The organism is Pedobacter miscanthi, from assembly GCF_032678605.1.
Taxonomy (GTDB): domain Bacteria; phylum Bacteroidota; class Bacteroidia; order Sphingobacteriales; family Sphingobacteriaceae; genus Pedobacter; species Pedobacter miscanthi_A.
The window spans coordinates 14,730-34,820 of sequence record NZ_JAVTSU010000034.1 but is presented as its reverse complement, the minus strand read 5'-3'; the positions used below and the strand labels follow the sequence as shown (position 1 = coordinate 34,820).

Below are 20,091 nucleotides of genomic sequence, written 5' to 3'. Positions count from 1 at the left end.
TGGAAACACCAATCATTAGATAAAAGAAAATAAATAAAATGTTTTGTCATTCTGAGGAACGAAGAATCTGCAAACTACAGAAAACAAGCTAAACTAAGGCAGTAACTGAGATCATGGTTGTAGGAAATAGGCCAGAGATTCTTCACTGCGTTCAGAATGACAGAAAATAAAGAGAAAATAAAGTGGAGAAGACGATTAATTTAAAAGGAATAACCTGGAACCACAGTCGTGGGCTTTTGCCTATGGTGGCAACGGCGCAGCGGTTTTCCGAATTGCACCCCAATGTAAATATCACCTGGGAAAAAAGAAGTTTGCAGCAATTTGCCGATTTTTCTATTCAGGAACTGGCTGAGCGTTTCGATTTATTGGTTATTGATCATCCCTGGGCAGGTTTCGCCGCAAAAACAAAATCGATAATTCCTTTGGATTTATACCTTTCAGATAAATATTTAAAAGATCAGGAAGAAAACTCTGTTGGCCAATCTTATGAAAGTTATTTCTATGAGGCGTATTTATGGGCTTTACCAATTGATGCCGCAACACCTGTGGCTGCATCACGCCCCGATTTACTTACTGAAAAAGGATTACAACTACCTAAATCTTTCGATGATTTATTAACTCTTGCCGATAAGGGTTTAGTCGCTTTCGCAGGCATTCCAATCGATATTTTAATGAATTTCTATACGCTTTGCTGCTCCTTAGGTGAAGATCCTTGTCAAAATGATGATGAAGTGGTTTCTACAGAAACAGGTATTAAAGTTTTAAAAATGTACCGTGAACTGGCTTCAAAAATGGATCCGGCAAACTTTAACAGAAACCCGATTCAGGTGTATGAAGCGATGACTTTAACCGATGAAATTGCTTATTGCCCTTTCGCTTATGGTTATTCAAACTATTCGCGTAACGGTTATGCCCGTAAAACCTTGCATTTCCACGATATGATTAGTTTAGATGGAAAAACAAACCTTAGAAGCACTTTGGGCGGAACAGGTTTAGCCATTTCTGCTAAATGCGAATCGCTCGATGTTGCTGCCAAATATGTAGAATTTGTTGGTTCACCAACTTGTCAGTCAGCTTTGTTTTTTGAAAGCGGTGGTCAGCCAGGGCATTTGGCAGCCTGGAAAAACGAAGAAGTAAACCGCCAGAGCCAGAATTATTTTCTAAATACCTTACCTGCTTTACAAAGGGCATTTCTCCGTCCGCGCTATCACGGTTCGATGTATTTTCAAGATCATGCAGGTGATGTGGTACGCAATTATTTAATGAATGGTGGAGATGAAATTCAGGTTTTAACAACGATGAATGAAATATATCAAAAATCTAAAAGTTTAGTATTATCATGAACAGGCCGCTAGAAGGACTTTTGGTTTTAGAGTTTTGCCAGTTTTTGGCAGGACCATCGGCAGGATTAAAACTGGCCGATTTAGGTGCGCGTGTAATTAAAATCGAACGCCCAAAAACGGGAGATGCCTGCAGACAACTATCCATCAAAAACCTTTTTGTAGATGAAGACAGTCTACTTTTTCATACCATTAACCGCAATAAAGAAAGTTATGCGGCCGATTTAAAGAATCCGGAAGATTTGGTAAGGCTGAAAAAACTGATCAGCAAAGCCGATGTGATGACGCATAATTTCCGCCCGGGGGTAATGGAAAAAATTGGACTCGATTACAAAACAGTACAAACGGTGAATCCTAAAATCGTTTATGGCGTAGTTACAGGCTACGGTAATGAAGGTCCCTGGAAAAACAAACCCGGACAGGATTTATTGGTTCAGTCGGTTTCTGGCCTTACTTTTTTATCGGGAGTGGATGTAGACGGGCCTGTTCCTTTCGGTCTTTCCGTTTCGGATATTATGTGCGGCAACCACCTGGCACAGGGCATTATGGCGGCATTAATCAAAAGAGCAAAAACGAATAAGAGCGTTTTGGTAGAAGTCAGTTTATTGGAGTCGATTTTAGATGTACAATTCGAAGTCATCACCACCTACTTAAATGATGGCGGAAAATTACCCGATAGAAGCGGGGCAAAAGGAAGTGCGCACGCTTATTTAAGTGCACCTTACGGCATGTATGAAACCGCTGATGGTTACATCGCCATGGCGATGGGCAACCTGCCAAATATTTGTGCAATAATCAAATGCGATATTTCGGATTTGTACGTAGAAGCAGGTTCTGCCTTCGAAAACCGTGATAAATTAATTGTTCGTTTAGCCGAAACCTTTAAAAAAAAGGATACTAAAACCTGGGTAGAGTTATTGGAAAACCACGGAATCTGGTGTGCTGAAGTATTGAATTATCAAACGGCAACGGCTTTAAACACTTATAAAAATCTGGAAATAGAACAGGAGTTGGATTTAAATGAAGGAAAAAAAATAAAGACAACAGTTAATCCAATCCGCCTTGATAATGAAAAATTATTTGCAGCGAAGGCAGCCCCAAAGTTGGGGGGGAATACTTCGGAAATTAATAAGGAGTTTGAATTAGAAAACAATACATAAACGTTTGTCATTCTGAACACAGTGAAGAATCTGCAAGCGATGAAACAAAACCTTTAATAGCGCACTAGCTTATGTTAGTTATGTGGTGAATAGGTCAGAGATTCTTCGTTGCACTCAGAATGACAGCCTTTAAAAACAAATACAACTATGAGACCGCTTGAAGATTATTTAGTTATCGATTTCAGCCAGTTTCTTTCTGGCCCATCGGCAGGTTTGCGCCTGGCCGATATGGGTGCCCGTGTAATCAAAATTGAACGTTTGGGTGTGGGCGATATCTGCCGTACACTTTATACTTCAAACCTGATTATGAATGGCGAATCGTCGGTATTTCATGCCATCAACCGAAATAAGGAAAGTTTTGAAGTTGATTTAAAAAACGGAGAAGATTGCGAAATGGTTCGTGAACTACTCAAAAAAGCCGATGTGATGATCCACAATTTCCGTCCTGGCGTAATGGAACGTTTGGGTTTCGATTATCAATCGGTTACGGCTTTAAACCCTTCAATTATCTATGGCGAAATTTCTGGTTATGGAACTACCACTGAATGGAAAAATAAACCAGGTCAGGATTTACTTTTGCAATCGGTTACCGGTTTAACTTCCTTAACTGGAAATGCCGATAGTGGCCCCGTGGCAATGGGTTTATCGATAGTGGATATGCTGGCTGGCGCCCATTTAGCACAGGGACTTTTGGCCTGTTTATATCGTAAGGCCATAAAAAATGAGGGTGGTTTTGTTCAGGTAAGCATGATGGAGTCCGCTTACGATTTTCAGTTTGAAACCATTACCACCTTTATGAATGATGGTGGAAGCTTACCCAAAAGATCAGAAAAGAACAATGCAAATGCATATTTAGGCGCTCCATATGGTATATATCAAACAGAAAACGGATATTTAGCCCTGGCTATGGGGTCAATTCCGCAATTGGGCAATTTACTCGGCTGCGAGAAACTGGAAGATTATGTGGAAGTAAGCGAAGCATTTGATAAACGGGATGAAATCAAGGCAATTTTAGCCAAATACCTTTTATCTGCAACAACCGAAAACTGGCTTTCTATACTGGAACCAGCTGATATCTGGTGTGCCGATGTTTTAAACTGGAACGCCTTAATGGCCCACGATGGTTTCAAAGTTTTGAACATGATCCAGCAGGTAGAAATGGTAGATGGGTACCAATATCAAACCACCAGATGCCCGATCCGCATTGATGGCGAGTTGCTTACCTCATCAAAAGGTTCGCCAAAATTGGGGCAGGATAATGAAAAAATTATCAAAGAATTTATCACACAGAATACAACTGCAAATGCATAACCAGATAGAAACTTTCAGAATAGCCGTTCGCAAATTTGCACCTTTTGAATCTGCCATGCAGAAATTCTGGGATCAGTATTGCATTTTTTCGGGTTGTAAGCTGAAATTGGAAATGGTGGTGATGGATCTACACGAACTTTACGACAGTACGATTACCAAAAAAGGTTTAGCCAAAGGCGATTTCGATATTGCACACATCAGCACCGATTGGGTTTTGGAAGGCTATACTGATCATGATTTCGAGGTTTTAAATCCCTACATCAATAAAAATAAACCAGACGATTTTCCGAGAGGCTGGAGCAAGTCGCTTTTAAGTTTACAGCGTTTTGGTTGGGAAATAGTTGGTCTACCTTTTCATGACGGACCTGAATGCTTTATTTACCGTAAAGACTTGTTTGAAAACGAAACCGAAAAAGCCAATTATTTAGCTCAATACGGAAAAGCGCTAGAAGTACCGAAAACCTGGGAAGATTTTCATCAGATCGCCAGGTTCTTCAATCGCCCTCAGGATAATCTTTATGGGAGTATCTTTGCATGTTATCCTGATGGCCATAATACCGTTTTTGATTTTTGTCTGCAATTATGGACCAGGGGTGGAAGCCTGGTTGATAAAAACGGCTTCATCCAGATCAATACACAAGCAGCCGTTGATGGGTTAAACTTTTACCGCAAAATGGTAAACGATAAAACTGCCGTTCACCCAAAATCAGGCGAATTTGAGTCGGTAGCTGCAGGAATTGCCTTTTCACAGGGCGAAGCAGCCATGATGATCAATTGGTTTGGTTTTGCTGCCATGTGCGAAGTAGATCCCAATTCTAAAGTAAAAGGCAAAATTGACGTAGAACTTTTACCAAGTTCGCCTGATCAAAAATCAGCTTCTTTAAATGTTTATTGGTTATATACCATCGCCAAAGGCAGTAAACATAAAGCCATCGCTTACGATTTTCTTCGCTTTGCATTAACCATTGAACAGGATAAACAACTTACTTTAGAAGGTGGCATCGGTTGCCGCATATCAACCTGGAAGGATGAAGAAATTAACCAGATTATTCCTTATTACCATAAACTGGAGCAATTACACGAGGTGGCCAATATGTTGCCACAAAAACAAAATTGGGCTGCAATAGCAACGATAATAGACCAGATGGTTTTGCAAGCCATTAATACAGATGTAGCAACTGAAGAACTCATTCAGCTTGCACAAAACCAGATTAACGAAATTGACAAATGAGTATTGATATCAAATATAAACCCGAATTACCACAAACAAGGCAACCCATCATCATTATTGGCGCTGGTGGTATAGTGGCCGATGCGCATCTTCCTGCCTATAAAATAGCTGGTTTTGAAGTACATGGCATTGTAAACCGAACCAAAGAAAGGGCGCAGAAATTAGCCGACGATTTTGGAATCCCAAATGTGTATAATTCAGTTGCCGAGGCCGTAAAACTGGCTCCTGCAAACGCTGTTTATGATTTAACCATCATGCCCGAGCAATACATCGAAACCTTAAAACAGTTACCTGATGGAAGCGCGGTATTGATTCAAAAACCGATGGGGGATGACTTTACACAGGCAAAAGAAATCCTTGAATTATGCAGGGCCAAAAACTTAAAAGCAGCTATAAACTTTCAATTGCGTTTTGCACCATTTGTAAGTGCTGCAAAATACCTGATCGATAAAGGATTAATTGGCGAATTATACGACATGGAAGTCCGCGTAACAATTAAAACACCATGGGAGATTTTCCCTCATGTAATCATTCATCCACGTTTAGAAATCCAGTACCATAGTATCCATTACGTTGATTTAATACGTTCGTTCTTAGGTAATCCCGAAAGTATTCTGGCCAAAACCCTAAAACATCCGGCAAAAACATTATCATCATCCCGTTCTACCATTTTATTCGATTATGGCGATACCATGCATGCCGTAATCAACACCAACCACGATCACGATTTTGGTCCAAATCACCAGGAAAGTTACATCAAATGGGAGGGTACCAAAGGTGCTATTGTAGCTAAAATTGGCTTACTAATGGATTATCCTCATGGCGTACCTGATGTTTTTGAATATTGTATCGTCGAAAATGGCAAACAAGCCGAATGGCAAACCGTAAAATTAGATGGTTCCTGGTTCCCCGAGGCATTTATTGGTACAATGGCCAATTTAATGCGCTATAACGAAGGTTCAACGAATGTTTTGCATACCAGTGTAGAAGATGTAATCCAAACCATGGCGGTTGTAGAAAGCGCATATAAATCAAGTGATATTGGCGGGGTTAAAGTGAAGGAGCAGTTAAAATTTAATTAAATCGTCATTGCGAGGCAGGGAATGAGCGAGCCGAAGCAATCTGTTTTGCATGAAAGATTGCTTCGTTTCGACGAAAAATCGAAAACTCGCAATGACGGCATAGTATAGAAAGAACATTATGTATTTCAAATCAGCATTTTTTGAAGATTATCAATTACAGGATAAACGTATAACCTTAGGCCGCACGATAACCGAAACCGATTTTGTCGTTCACGCAGGACATACCGGCGATTTCTTTCCGCACCATATGGACGCCGAATGGTGTGCTACACAACCATTTAAACAAAGAATCGCTCACGGTACGATGATTTTTAGCATAGGCATTGGTTTAACCGCCTCAGAAATCAATCCCGAAGCCATGAGTAAAGGATATGATAAATTACGCTTTGTAAAACCGGTTTTCATTGGTGATACCATTCACTCTGAAATCACTATTTCTGAAAAAGGAGAGAGCAAAAGACCCGAATACGGCACCATAACCGAACATGTAGAAATCATTAACCAACACGGAGAGGTTGTATTAGTCTGCGACCATCTTTTGGTGGTGAAGAAGAAAGTTTATTAGTTCAATGGTCAATAGTTCATTGGTCTGGGTGCTTACAGCGAGGGATTTATACTAACCAACACTGAACTAATGACAAATGAACCAGTGAACTACTGACAAATGAACCAGTGAACCTATCACTAATAACAAATGAACCAATGACAAATGAACCAGTGAACCTATCACTAATAACAAATGAACCAATGACAAATGAACCATTAAACACACATCCAGAAATTATAACTGAGGGAGATCCTTCATCAGGAAAGAAATATTTATTGCCATTTATACTCGTAATAAGTCTGTTTTTCCTCTGGGGAATGGCGCATAATCTCGATTCAATCCTCATTCCACACTTAAAAAAAGCTTGTAATTTAAATAACAGACAATCGACCTTGATCGATACTTCTGTATTCTTCGCTTATTTTTTAATGGCTATTCCCGCCGGAATGATTTTGAAAAAATGGGGTTATAAAGCGACCATGATTTCAGGTTTGCTGGCTTTTGCTTTTGGGGCATTTTTATTTGTACCAGCTGCTAATAGCTTATCATACATTACATTTTTGATTGCACTTTTTATTATTGGTTGTGGTTTAACCATGCTCGAAACTTCTGCGAATCCTTACGCTGCTGTATTGGGCGATCCTGCAAAAGCAACGAGCAGATTAAACCTTGCTGCATCTTTTAACGGATTGGCTGCAATGGTAGCCCCAATGATTGGTGGTTTGTTTATTCTTTCGGGTAAATCGCACAGCAAAGATGAATTAGCAGCGATGACAGAAGTTAATAGAAATAATTACTTTCTTGAAGAGGCCGCATCCGTTAAAACGCCATACATCACCTTAGGCATTGTTTTATTGGTAATTGCAGTAATCTTTTACTTCATCCACCTTCCCGAAATTAAAACGAAAAGTATTGATGGAGAAGCAAAAGGAAGTTTTTTTGGGTCACTGCGCCACAAACACTTAAGGTGGGCTGTAATTGCTCAGTTTTTCTATGTAGGTGCGCAGGTTTGTGTAACCAGTTTCTTTATCAGAATGGCGCAACAGGGCGGTGGATTTGACGAAAAAACAGCTGCATCTTATTTGGTGGTTTATGGATTTTTATTTACCGCTGGCCGTTTCGCAGGAACAGCGCTTTTACAGTTCATATCTTCAAATAAATTGCTTGCGATTTATTCTGCGATATCAATAATCTTGTGTTTGGTTGCTATTTTAGGTAAAGGTTCTTATGTGGTTTATGCTTTAGGTGCTATCGGATTCTTTATGTCTATTATGTTTCCAACCATTTTCGCCTTAGGCATTGATGGAATCGGTGATGATACAAAACCAGGTTCTTCCTGGTTGATCATGTCTATTGTTGGTGGTGCCATTTTACCATTTGGAATGGGAACACTAATCGATATGTATGGCGATAATATCCAAATTGGTTACAGCATTCCATTAGTATGTTTTCTGATTATCCTTTATTTCGGCCTACGGGGTTATAAAATCGCACATAAATAAATAGATTTCGTCATTGCAAGGAGGCACGACGTGGCAATCTATTGAAAAGAAAGATTGCTTCAGGTGGTAAAAAGTAACCCTCAGCAATGACGATAAAATTTTTAAAAAAAATGAAAATGAGGTTTAGCAAAATTCTGCTATTTGTTCTGTTGTCAAGCTTTTTCTTGGTATCAACCGTTTTTGCGCAACAAAACGAAAACGCTAAACCCTGGGTATTTTGGTATTGGGTTAAAGGGGCGGTATCCAAAGCCGGCATCACAGCTGATCTTGAGGCGATGAAATCGAACGGTATATCGGGTGCTTATCTCATGAGCATTCAGGGACCAGATAAAATGCCTGTTTACAATCCGCCTGCTGTTCAGCTTACACCAGAATGGTGGAAAATGGTGGAATTTGCCATGAGCGAGGCGAAACGTTTAAACCTGAAATTAGGCATGCACGTAAGTGATGGTTTCGCATTGGCCGGCGGCCCGTGGATTACACCGGAACTTTCTATGCAAAAAGTAGTTTGGTCAAAGATAAACGTCAGTAATTCAAATACAAAAATCACTTTACCTCAACCAGCAGCAAAAGAAAACTATTATCAGGATATTGCGGTTTACGCCTATCCATCACCGGTTGGCGAGGGCATTTCAACACGAACTGTTATTCCTAAAATTACAGCAAGTAATGGAGCCGATGCCACAGGTTTAGTGCAACCTGGTAATAAGAAAAACTTTGGCTCAAATGAGCCTTGTTACATTCAATACGAATTTGAAAAACCTTTCACCTGTAGAACAGTGACTATTAAAGTCAGTGGAAATAACTATCAGGCACAGCGTTTAGCGATCAAAGTGAGTAATGACGGGAAAGTTTTCCGCTCCATTGGTAGATTAGAAGCACCACGCCACGGCTGGCAGGATACTGATGAAGATGTAACCCATTCCATTTTACCCACAACAGCCAAATTCTTTAGGTTTATTTACGATAAAAAAGGATCTGAACCCGGAGCTGAAGATTTAGATGCAGCAAAATGGAAACCCGCTTTAAAACTGCTTAACCTCGAATTATCATCTGAAGCACAGATTAACCAGTTCGAAGGCAAAAACGGCTCCGTTTGGCGTGTGAGCAAAAGAAGTACAGAGGCACAGCTTGCCAAAAACCTATGTGTTCCATTAAATAAAATCATCAATTTAACCGGCAAATTAAATCCGGATGGAACTTTAAACTGGAAAGCGCCAAAAGGCAACTGGACCATTTTAAGGATTGGCCATACCTCAACAGGCCATACCAATGCTACAGGAGGAGGTGGAATGGGTCTGGAATGCGATAAATTTAATCCGGAAGCCGTTAAATTACAATTCAATAACTGGTACGGAGCCGCTTTAAAACACGGCGGACCAGAAATAGCTAAAAAGGTATTAAGCGTTTTTCATGTCGATAGCTGGGAATGTGGCAGCCAAAATTGGTCGCCCGTATTTAAAGCCGAGTTTTTAAAGCGCAGAGGTTATGATTTAACACCTTATCTGCCCATTATGAGCGGCTTACCTGTTGAAAGTGCTGCTGTATCCGAAAACTTCCTTTACGACGTAAGAAAAACGATTTCAGAATTGGTGGTTGATCAGTTTTATCAAACATTAGCCAAATTAGCAAAAGAACAAGGTGTCACTTTTACGGCTGAAAGTATAGCGCCCACCATGATGAGCGATGGATTAATGCATTACAAAACGGTTGATGTACCCATGGGCGAATTTTGGCTAAACAGCCCCACACATGATAAACCCAATGATATGCTGGATGCGATCTCAGGAGCACACATTTATGGTAAAAATATCATTCAGGCAGAGGCTTTTACAACCGTTCGCATGGACTGGAACGAAAATCCGGCAAATATGAAAACCCTACAGGATCGTAATTATGCACTTGGTATTAATAAACTCGTTTATCACGTTTTTACGCATAACCCCTGGATCGAACGGAAACCGGGAATGACTTTAGACGGTGTGGGTTTATATTTTCAACGCGACCAAACCTGGTGGAAGGCCGGTAAAGCGTGGATAGATTATGCAGAGCGAACCCAAAACTTATTACAGCAAGGGAAACCTGTTGTAGATATTGCCGTTTTTACTGGTGAAGAGCTACCTCGCAGATCAGTTTTACCCGATCGTTTGGTAGAAACATTGCCCGGTATATTTGGCGCCGATGTAGTAGAGGCAGAAAAGAAACGTTTAGCAAATATTGGTGAACCGTTAAGACAAATTCCAGCTGGCGTAACCCATTCAGCAAACATGGCCGATCCTGAAAATTGGGTAAATCCGTTACGGGGTTATGCTTATGATAGTTTTAATCCCGATGTTTTAAAAACAGCAACGGTTAAAGATGGAAATGTGATTTTCCAAAGTGGTGCATCTTACAAAGTTTTGGTAATCCCAGGTAACATGAAAATGAACCCGAATTATCAGTATATGAGTTATACAACTGTAAAAAAAATATTTGAATTAATTATAGCGGGCGCTAATGTGATTGTAGCAGACAAGCCTTTGTATCAAAATGGTTTACAACAAGTTAGTCAATCTGTATTTAGCTCGGCAGTGGATGAAATTTGGAAGGATAATTTTCATGAGATAAATAATAATCATCATTCTGTTTTAATGAAAATAATGGACAAAGGAAATCTGTTTAAAGCTCCTTTCAATGCCGATAATTTTAAATTTTTAGGAATTGAACCAGATCTTTATGTAACGGAAGCTAATTCGAACAGTAAGCCAATTACTTATGCAAAAAAAGTAGCTTATACTCACAGGAAAACTGATAAAAAGGATATCTATTTTATTTCCAATCAAGAGGCTAAAGAAAGAAATTTTAGGTTTTCATTTCGTGTAACCAATAAAATACCACAAGTTTATGATGCCGTTGCCAATAAATTAACTGACATTAATAATTGGTCGAGTGAAAGGGGGCGAACAGGCTTTACTTATAAAATCGCTCCTAATCAAAGTTTGTTTTTTCTCTTCGAAAAGGAAACTACAAAAACTCAATTTAATAGTGGCAACAACTGGTCTAACTTCAAAACCATCCAGGATATTTCCAAATCATGGCAAGGGAAATTCGATACGGCTTATGCTGGCCCATCAAAACCTGTCATTTTTAACGACTTAACCGATTGGACATTAAATGCCGATAGCCTGGTTAAATATTATTCCGGAACCGCCGTGTACAGCAAAAGTTTCACCTTTAATGGAGATCTTAAAAATAAAATCTGGATTGATTTAGGCAAATTCTCAAGCATGGCAGAAGTAAAAATCAACGGTATAAATTGTGGTACACTTTGGACTGCTCCACACCGCCTGGAAATTAGTAAAGCCATCAAAAATGGAGAAAATGAAATTACCATTGAAGTAACCAATACCTGGGCTAACCGTTTAATTGGTGATAGCAAATTAACTGAGGACAAAAGAATTACAAAAACCACTGCACCTTTCCGGTTAGAAGGAAAACCTTTAAATCCTGCTGGATTATTAGGGCCAGTGTTAATTTTAAGGGAGGAGAAATAATATATGAACACATTAAAAATCTATTTACTTTTTGTGTTGTTGGCAGCATCGTTTTATGTACATGCACAGGATAAAGCTTTGGTTAACACTTCAAATTCACCTTACGCCAAGCTGCATAGCATCAACATGACTGATGTTAGCTGGACAGAAGGCTTTTGGGCAGATCGTTTCAAAGTAGCTACAGAAACTATGGTGCCCAATATGTGGGCGATTTACAACGATCCTAAAATCAGTCATGCTTTTGAAAATTTCAAAATAGCTGCAGGATTAGATACCGGGGCTCATTCAGGCCCTTCTTTCCACGATGGAGATTACTACAAAACCTTAGAAGCCGTTGCTGCACTTTATGCCTCCACTAAAAACCCAAAGCTGAACGAAATGATGGATAAAGCCATTGCAGTGATCGGTAAATCGCAACGTGAAGACGGCTACATTTACACTAAAGCCATGATTGAGCAACGAAAAACAGGCTCAAAAAATCAGTTTCAGGATCGGTTAAGCTTCGAATCATATAACATCGGGCATTTAATGACGGCTGGCTGCATCCATTACCGGGCTACCGGCAAAACAACTTTACTCAACATCGCCAAAAAAGCAACAGATTATCTGTACAATTTCTATAAATCAGCATCACCCACTTTAGCACGTAATGCCATTTGTCCTTCACATTATATGGGCGTTATAGAAATGTACCGTACAACCAAAGATCCGCGTTATTTAGAACTGGCCCAGCATTTAATCGCCATTAAGGGAAAAATTGATGACGGAACAGACGATAATCAGGATCGGATTCCGTTTTTACAGCAAACAAAAGCCATGGGCCATGCCGTAAGGGCGAATTACCTTTATGCAGGCGTAGCCGATTTATATGCTGAAACAGGAAAAGATTCGCTTTTAAATACCTTGAATTTAATGTGGGATGATGTAAATCAACATAAAATGTACATTACCGGCGGTTGTGGTTCGTTATATGATGGAACTTCACCCGATGGAACATCCTACAATCCGGCTGATGTGCAGAAAATTCACCAGGCTTTTGGTCGCGATTATCAACTTCCAAATTTCACCGCACATAACGAAACCTGTGCCAATATTGGTAACGTACTTTGGAACTGGCGGATGCTCCAGATTACAGGTGATGCCAAATATGCCGATGTAATGGAACTGGCTTTACACAACAGCGTTTTATCAGGGATCAGCCTCGATGGAAAAAACTTTTTATACACCAATCCACTTGCTCAATCCGATGATTTACCTTTCAAACAGCGTTGGTCGAAAGATAGGGTGCCTTATATCGCCTTATCCAATTGCTGCCCGCCAAATGTAGTACGCACCATTGCCGAAGTAAGCGATTATGCTTACAGTATTTCTGATAAAGGATTGTGGTTTAATTTATATGGCGGCAATAACTTAAGCACTACATTAAGCAATGGAAGCAAAATTTCTTTAGCTGAAGAAACCAATTATCCCTGGGATGGAAAGATAAAAATTACCATTAAAGAAACAGGAAGCAGGCCTTATGCTCTTTTTCTGAGAATCCCTTCCTGGACACATGAAGCTACAATCACCATCAATGGAAAAGATGAAAACATTAAAGTCATTTCTGGTACTTACGCCGAAATTAACCGTGTTTGGAAGAAAGGAGATGTAATCGAATTAAACCTCCCTATGGAGGCTACTTTAATTGAGGCTAATCCCCTGGTAGAAGAAAACAGAAACCAGATTGCCGTAAAACGTGGACCGATTGTATACTGTTTAGAATCGACTGACCTGCCAGGTAAAAGTATTTTTAATGCTTTTGTACCCACTTCAACCAAATTCGAGGCAAAGTCCATAACCATCGATGGAGCAGAAATGATGAGTTTGGTAGGCAATGTTAAAATAGTGGAGCCAAACAATTGGAAAAATGTGTTGTACCGGCCAATTGACCGTAAAAACGAGGAAACAGAAATAAAACTGGTTCCATATTTTGCATGGGGAAACAGAGGGCATTCGGAAATGTCGGTATGGTTGCCTGTAAGTAGATAGAAGTATGGGTGGTTCGTCATTCCCAACTTGATTGGGAATCGTAATGCTCAGGTAGGATCTTTAGTTTGCATTAAGATTCCCGCCTGCGCGAGAATGACGATCATTTTTAAAACAGAAAAACAATGAAACTAAAACTTATCCTATTTTTTAATCTCGCATGTTGCCTCATTGCATCTGCAATGGTTAAACCTGCATCCATTTTCACCAATCACATGGTGTTACAGCAACAAGGTAATGTGGCTATCTGGGGATGGGCTAAACCAGCAAGCAAAGTAAAAATCAATACTTCTTGGAGCAAACAAAACTATACCGTTACTTCTGATCAGAGTGGCAAATGGAAAGTAAAAGTTGCTACACCAGCAGCAGGAGGGCCTTACGAAATTGAATTAAATGATGGCGCAAAGCTAGTTTTAACCGATATCCTAATCGGCGAAGTGTGGTTTTGCAGCGGACAATCGAACATGGAGATGCCGATGAAAGGTTTCAAAAGCCAACCCGTAATTGGTTCTAATGAGGTCATTTTAAAATCATCGAATAAAAATATCAGGCTGTACACCGTTCCACGTTCCTCAATTATTGAAAGACAAGAAAATAGCAAGCCTTCTGATTGGAAATTGGCTGCACCAGAAACCGTTTCTAATTTTAGTGCCACGGCCTATTATTTTGGTTCGCTGTTAAGCGAAATGTTAAACGTGCCAATTGGAATCATCAACGACAGTTATGGAGGATCAACTATTGAGGCTTGGATGTCGCCAGAAGATCTAAAACCCTATACCGAAATTAAAATCCCATGTAAAGGTGATAGCATTAAAGAAGTTAGCCGTACACCAACCACACTGTATAATGGTATGCTTTATCCAGTTATTGGATATAGTATAAAGGGTGCGATCTGGTACCAGGGCGAATCTAATTACGAGCGTCCGGATCGTTATGAAGATCTATTCCCTGCAATGGTTTCTTCCTGGCGTAAAAACTGGGACAATGGCGATTTTCCGTTTTATTATGCCCAGATTGCGCCATATAATTATGCACAATTGCCTCCAAATCATGTTGGCGGAAAATATAATTCAGCTAATTTAAGAGAAGTACAACGTAAATCTTTGGCCAAAATTCCAAATTCTGGAATGGCAGTTTTATTGGATATTGGCGAAGAGAAATCTATCCACCCCGCAAATAAGAAACAAGGTGGACAGAGACTAGCTTACCTTGCTTTAGCTCAAACTTATGGCATTAAAGGTTTTGGTTTTGCAAGTCCAAATTACGAATCATTAACAGTAGAAAAGAATACTGCCGTGATCAAGTTTCAAAATGTACCCAACGGATTAACTTCTTTTGGTAAAGAACTATCTTTATTCGAAATTGCAGGAGCCGATAAGAAATTTTATCCAGCAAAAGCGGCCATAAAAGGAAGTAGCATAACGGTTTCGGCCCCTGAAGTTAAAGCGCCCGTTGCCGTTCGTTACGCATTTAAAGATTTTGTAATCGGCGATTTATTTGGAAACGATGGCCTGCCTGTTTCCTCGTTCCGTACTGATAACTGGGATAATTAATAATGATTTTAACCACTAAGACACGAAGTATTTTGACCAGGAACTTAAATGTTCTTATTTTTCTTATATGGTCAAAATTTATTTTGCATCCTGCCTTAGCTGTCCTCAGATGTCTTAGGTGGTCAAAAATAATTTGCCTAATAAAATTAACCACGAAGGCACAAGGAGCACTAAGTAATATGTGCACTACGCTCTTAAATGTACTTACACACTTTATATGGTCAAAATTTTACCGTTTTAAACCTCTATATGCCTCAGATGCTCTCAAGTGTCTTAGGTGGTCAAAAAACACACACCTAAAAAACTCAAACCTTTTCTTTGTGTTCTTGATGCCCTTATGGTTAATCACTCCAAATGTTTTTTCGCAAGAAAAAGACAATGTCGTGTGGAGCTCACAAAGTAACAATTCAGCAGAATCTATGCCCGTAGGTGGTGGCGACATCGGCCTAAACCTTTGGGTAGAAAAAGGTGAAGTTTACCTGTATTTATCTAAAAGCGGCACCTTTGATGAAAACAACACCTTACTTAAAGTCGGCCGCGTAAAACTAAATTTAAGCCCAAACCCATTTGAAGGGAAAACATTTAAACAAGAGTTGGTTTTAAAAGATGGTTACGCTCAAATTCTGGGTTCAAATGGCAGGTTAAATGCGAAAATCAAGGTTTGGGTTGATGTTTTTAATCCCGTGATCCACCTTGATGTTAAATCGAACCATAAAGTGATTACCGAAGCCAGTTATGAAAGCTGGCGTTTTGAAGACCATATAAGCAAAGGCAAAGAAAATAATCAGAATTCGTACAAATGGGCGCCCCAGGGCGTTGTAAAAACACTAAAAGATGAAATTGCTTTTAAAGGCAATTCGGTTCAGTTTTACCATCAAAATAAACCAGAAACGGTATTCGATATTACTGTAAAACAACAAGGATTGGTAGAAAATAAAGCGGATCTGTTTAATCCTTTAAAAAATCTGATTTTTGGAGGTTCAATGCAAGGCAATAATATGGTGCCAGCCGGAAATTATACCGGAATATACCTAAACACGCCATTTCAAGGCTGGAAGTTAAAAAGTAAGGCTCCATCGAGGTTGAATCAAATAACAATTACTTTGACAACCAGCAAAACTGCGGCTGTTTCAGACTGGGAAAAATCCATCGAGCTTATAAAAAATAAAGCAAATAATAATCAAAAAGCCAGTATAAAATGGTGGAATGATTACTGGAATAAGAGTTTTATTTATGTCAATTCCAAAGATGAATCCGTAAATCAATCGACTAAAAACTATCAGTTGTTCCGTTATATGTTGGGCTGTAATGCTTTTGGTAAATACCCAACAAAGTTTAACGGCGGACTTTTCACTTTCGATCCTCAGTTAACAGATACGACATTAAAATATACACCCGACTTCAGAAACTGGGGTGGTGGCACGCATACGGCACAAAATCAGCGTTTAGTATATTGGCCAATGCTGAAAAGCGGAGATTTCGACCAAATGGAGCCACAATTTGATTTCTACCTGAATTTGTTGAAGAATGCAGAAATCAGAACAGAAGCCGCATGGAATCATAAGGGAGCAAGTTTTACAGAACAATTAGAAAATTTTGGATTGCCAAACCCTGCAGAATATGGCTGGAAACGCCCTGCTGATTTTAATAAAGGCATGGAATACAATGCATGGTTGGAATATGAGTGGGATACGGTTTTGGAGTTTTGTATGATGATTTTGGAAACCGAAAGATATGGCGGTAAAAACATTAAAAAATACCTGCCTTTGATTGAAAGTTCCCTTACTTTTTTTAAAGAACATTATGCCTATTTAGCCAAACAGAGAGGAGCAAAAGCTTTAGATGCAGATGGACATTTGGTTTTATACCCGGGTTCGGGAGCTGAAACCTATAAAATGGCTTATAATTCCACTTCAACCATTGCGGCCTTAAAAACGGTTTTAGAAAGATTGATTGAACAGCCTTCTTTAAGTGAAATTCAGAAAACAGAATGGGTAAATATGTTAAAAACTATTCCGCCTATAAGCTTTAGGCAATTTGAAGGTCACACCACCATTTCTCCGGCAAAACTTTGGGAGCGGATCAATAATACCGAAAGTCCGCAGTTGTACCCGGTGTATCCATGGGGGATTTATGGCATTGGCAAACCGGGCTTAGATACTGCAATTAATACCTTTAAATATGATACTGATGTGCTGAAATTCCGCAGTTACATGGGATGGAAGCAGGATAATATTTTTGCGGCAAGGTTAGGTTTAACCAATGAGGCTGCAAAATTAACCACAGCGAAGCTGAAAGATTCGGGAAGGAGATTTCCTGCATTCTGGGGCCCGGGTTTCGACTGGACGCCAGACCACAATTGGGGAGGATCCGGTATGATCGGTTTACAGGAGATGTTAATGCAGGCTGACGGGAAAAAGATCTACTTGTTTCCTGCATGGCCAAAAGAATGGGATGTGCACTTTAAACTTCATGCTCCATACCGAACTACAGTTGAAGGAACATTAAAAGGTGGGAAATTAACGGATTTAAAGGTATTACCGGAAGGAAGAAAAGCAGATATAAAAATAATGATAGAATGAGGGAATTTTGGATGATTGAATGGCAAAAAACATTCAGTCATGCTATCAATCGCTCATTCACTAACTAAAAAAACATGGATTTACAATTAAAAGAAAAAGTAATTATAATCACGGGCGCTGCAAAGGGCATTGGCCGCAGTATTGCAGAAGTTTTTGCTAAAGAAAATGCAATCGCCATAATTGTGGGCAGAAAAAAAGAAGATAACCAAAAAGTGGTTGATGCGATCGCTACAAATGGAGGAAAGGCTGCGCAGTTTGTGGCTGAATTATCAGACCCTAAAGATTGCGAAACCGTTATTGCAGAAATCATTGCCCAATTTGGTAGAATAGATGGTTTAGTTAATAATGCGGGTGTTAACGATGGCGTAGGTTTAGAAAGTGGTAATTATGAGGATTTTATGTCTTCTTTACATAAAAATGTGGTTCATTATTATTTAATGGCACATCATGCCTTGCCCGAATTGATTAAAAGTAAAGGCGCTATTGTAAATATCACTTCAAAAACAGCCGAAACCGGACAAGGAAATACCTCAGCCTACGCAGCGGCAAATGGTGGAAGAAATGCACTAACCCGCGAGTGGGCAGTAGAGTTATTAAAATATGGGATCAGGGTAAATGCAGTGGTTGTAGCCGAATGCTGGACACCGGCTTATGAAACCTGGATTGAAACGCTAGATAATGCTGAAGAAAAATTAAAAGAAATTACTTCCAAAATTCCATTGGAAAACAGGATGACAACCGCCGAAGAAATCGCAAATATGACCGCCTTTTTGATGTCAGCTAAATCAAGTCATACCACCGGGCAAATTATTCATGTGGATGGTGGTTATGTACATTTAGACAGGGCTTTAGCCAACGCATAGCGAGTTTTCAGTTAACAGTTAACAGTTAACCGATTAACCAATTTATACAATTAACCTTCATTAAAATGAAAACCCTTACCTGTACAACGCCTGGAACTTTCGAATATTCAGAAACTGAAAAGCCTGATCTCCAAAAAGACCACGCCATTATAAAAATTAAAAGAATCGGTATCTGCGGAACTGATTTGCATGCTTTTGAAGGCACACAACCTTTCTTTAACTATCCGAGAGTTTTAGGTCACGAGTTATCTGGCGAATTAGTAGAGGCTGATGGAGCTGATGGTTTTAAAATAGGAGAGGCGGTTACATTTATTCCATATTTTAATTGCGGTGAATGCATTGCCTGCCGGATGAATAAACCCAATTGTTGTGTTAAAATGCAGGTTTGTGGGGTACATGTGGATGGCGGTATGCGCGAATATTTACAAGTGCCATCAAAAACGCTTCTGCATGGCGAAGGATTAAGTTATGATGAACTGGCTTTAGTTGAACCTTTGGCCATAGGTGCGCATGGTGTTCGCAGGGCACATGTACAACCTGGAGAATTTGTACTGGTTATTGGTGCCGGACCAATTGGTTTAGGTACCATGGAATTTGCCAGAATCGCTGGTGCAAGCGTAATTGCGCTAGATATTAACGAAGATCGTTTAGCATTTTGTAAAGACAAATTAAAGGTTGCCCATGTGGTGAATGCACTTTTTCCGGATGTGGTACAACAACTGAATAAGATTACCAATGGCGATATGCCAACCGTTGTGATTGATGCTACAGGCAACCAGAAAGCCATTAATAATGCCATCAACTACATGGCCCATGGCGCAAGGTTCGTTTTAATTGGTTTACAAAAAGGCGATTTAATTTTTAATCACCCCGAATTTCATAAAAGAGAATCAACCTTAATGAGCAGCAGGAATGCCACCATTGAAGATTTCGAGCATGTAATTAAATCGATGAGAGCTGGTTTGGTTAATCCTACCAATTATATTACTCATCAAGTAAAATTTGAAGAAGTAAAAGAAGAATTTGAAAAATGGTTAGATCCAAAGAATGGCGTGATTAAAGCAATGGTTAGTATGGACTGACATAATTCATCTAAGTCTACACGGTCATCATTCCCGCGCAGGCGGGAATCTTAAGCCTCATGGCATTACGATTCCCAATCAAGTTGGGCATGACGAACTTATCTTAAATAGTCCTCGTTTGTAATGCGGATGCCTTAAAATGGCAAATTTGATCAGCAAAATAATTGTAGATGATATTTTAGTTGCGCGTCATCCTGAACCCGGTAGTTATCGGGTTGTTTCAGGAGCTATCTCAATTTTGGACAGTCGCAAAAAAAGGCCGATAATCAAACGATTACCG

At 39.6% G+C, this 20,091-nt stretch carries 13 protein-coding genes; all 13 read left to right on the top strand.

What is annotated here, in order from left to right; genetic code table 11:
* Window positions 1-182: 182 nt before the first annotated feature.
* The 13 genes from R2R28_RS28210 (at window position 183) to R2R28_RS28150 (ending at window position 19,811) form a co-directional block, all read left to right on the top strand.
* The gene (locus R2R28_RS28210) at window positions 183-1,343 is read left to right on the top strand and encodes an ABC transporter substrate-binding protein (RefSeq protein ID WP_316829008.1); all 1,161 of its coding nucleotides are present in this window, start codon (window positions 183-185) and stop codon (window positions 1,341-1,343) included.
* A complete protein-coding gene (locus R2R28_RS28205; RefSeq protein ID WP_316829007.1) occupies window positions 1,340-2,500 on the top strand; it encodes a CaiB/BaiF CoA-transferase family protein in 1,161 nt (386 codons plus the stop codon). The genes R2R28_RS28210 and R2R28_RS28205 overlap by 4 nt, the downstream gene beginning before the upstream one ends.
* A 147-nt stretch (window positions 2,501-2,647) precedes the next feature.
* A complete protein-coding gene (locus R2R28_RS28200) occupies window positions 2,648-3,811 on the top strand; it encodes a CaiB/BaiF CoA-transferase family protein (protein ID WP_316829006.1) in 1,164 nt (387 codons plus the stop codon).
* On the top strand, window positions 3,759-5,042 hold the full coding sequence (locus tag R2R28_RS28195) for an extracellular solute-binding protein (RefSeq protein WP_316829005.1): 1,284 nt from the start codon (window positions 3,759-3,761) through the stop codon (window positions 5,040-5,042). Before R2R28_RS28200 ends, R2R28_RS28195 begins: the two co-directional genes overlap by 53 nt.
* Complete coding sequence (locus R2R28_RS28190; protein ID WP_316829004.1) at window positions 5,039-6,124, top strand: Gfo/Idh/MocA family oxidoreductase; 1,086 nt, start codon at window positions 5,039-5,041, stop codon at window positions 6,122-6,124. The genes R2R28_RS28195 and R2R28_RS28190 overlap by 4 nt, the downstream gene beginning before the upstream one ends.
* A gap of 118 nt (window positions 6,125-6,242) precedes the next feature.
* Entirely contained in the window at window positions 6,243-6,689 is a 447-nt protein-coding gene (locus R2R28_RS28185; RefSeq protein ID WP_316829003.1) for a MaoC/PaaZ C-terminal domain-containing protein, read from the top strand.
* A gap of 182 nt (window positions 6,690-6,871) precedes the next feature.
* Complete coding sequence (gene fucP / locus R2R28_RS28180) at window positions 6,872-8,173, top strand: L-fucose:H+ symporter permease (RefSeq protein ID WP_316829002.1); 1,302 nt, start codon at window positions 6,872-6,874, stop codon at window positions 8,171-8,173.
* Window positions 8,174-8,289: 116 nt separating this feature from the next.
* Complete coding sequence (locus R2R28_RS28175) at window positions 8,290-11,706, top strand: glycosyl hydrolase (protein ID WP_316829001.1); 3,417 nt, start codon at window positions 8,290-8,292, stop codon at window positions 11,704-11,706.
* Between the two features lie 3 nt (window positions 11,707-11,709).
* Entirely contained in the window at window positions 11,710-13,734 is a 2,025-nt protein-coding gene (locus R2R28_RS28170; protein WP_316829000.1) for a glycoside hydrolase family 127 protein, read from the top strand.
* A 122-nt stretch (window positions 13,735-13,856) separates the two neighbouring features.
* Window positions 13,857-15,284, top strand: a complete 1,428-nt coding sequence (locus R2R28_RS28165; protein ID WP_316828999.1) for a sialate O-acetylesterase — start codon at window positions 13,857-13,859, stop codon at window positions 15,282-15,284.
* Window positions 15,285-15,613: 329 nt separating this feature from the next.
* Window positions 15,614-17,866, top strand: a complete 2,253-nt coding sequence (locus R2R28_RS28160; protein ID WP_316828998.1) for a DUF5703 domain-containing protein — start codon at window positions 15,614-15,616, stop codon at window positions 17,864-17,866.
* Window positions 17,867-17,940: 74 nt separating this feature from the next.
* Window positions 17,941-18,729, top strand: coding sequence for an SDR family oxidoreductase (locus R2R28_RS28155; RefSeq protein ID WP_316828997.1), 789 nt, complete (start codon window positions 17,941-17,943; stop codon window positions 18,727-18,729).
* Between the two features lie 65 nt (window positions 18,730-18,794).
* Window positions 18,795-19,811: a zinc-binding alcohol dehydrogenase family protein gene (locus R2R28_RS28150; RefSeq protein WP_316828996.1), complete on the top strand. Its 1,017-nt coding sequence runs from the start codon at window positions 18,795-18,797 to the stop codon at window positions 19,809-19,811.
* Window positions 19,812-20,091: the final 280 nt, after the last annotated feature.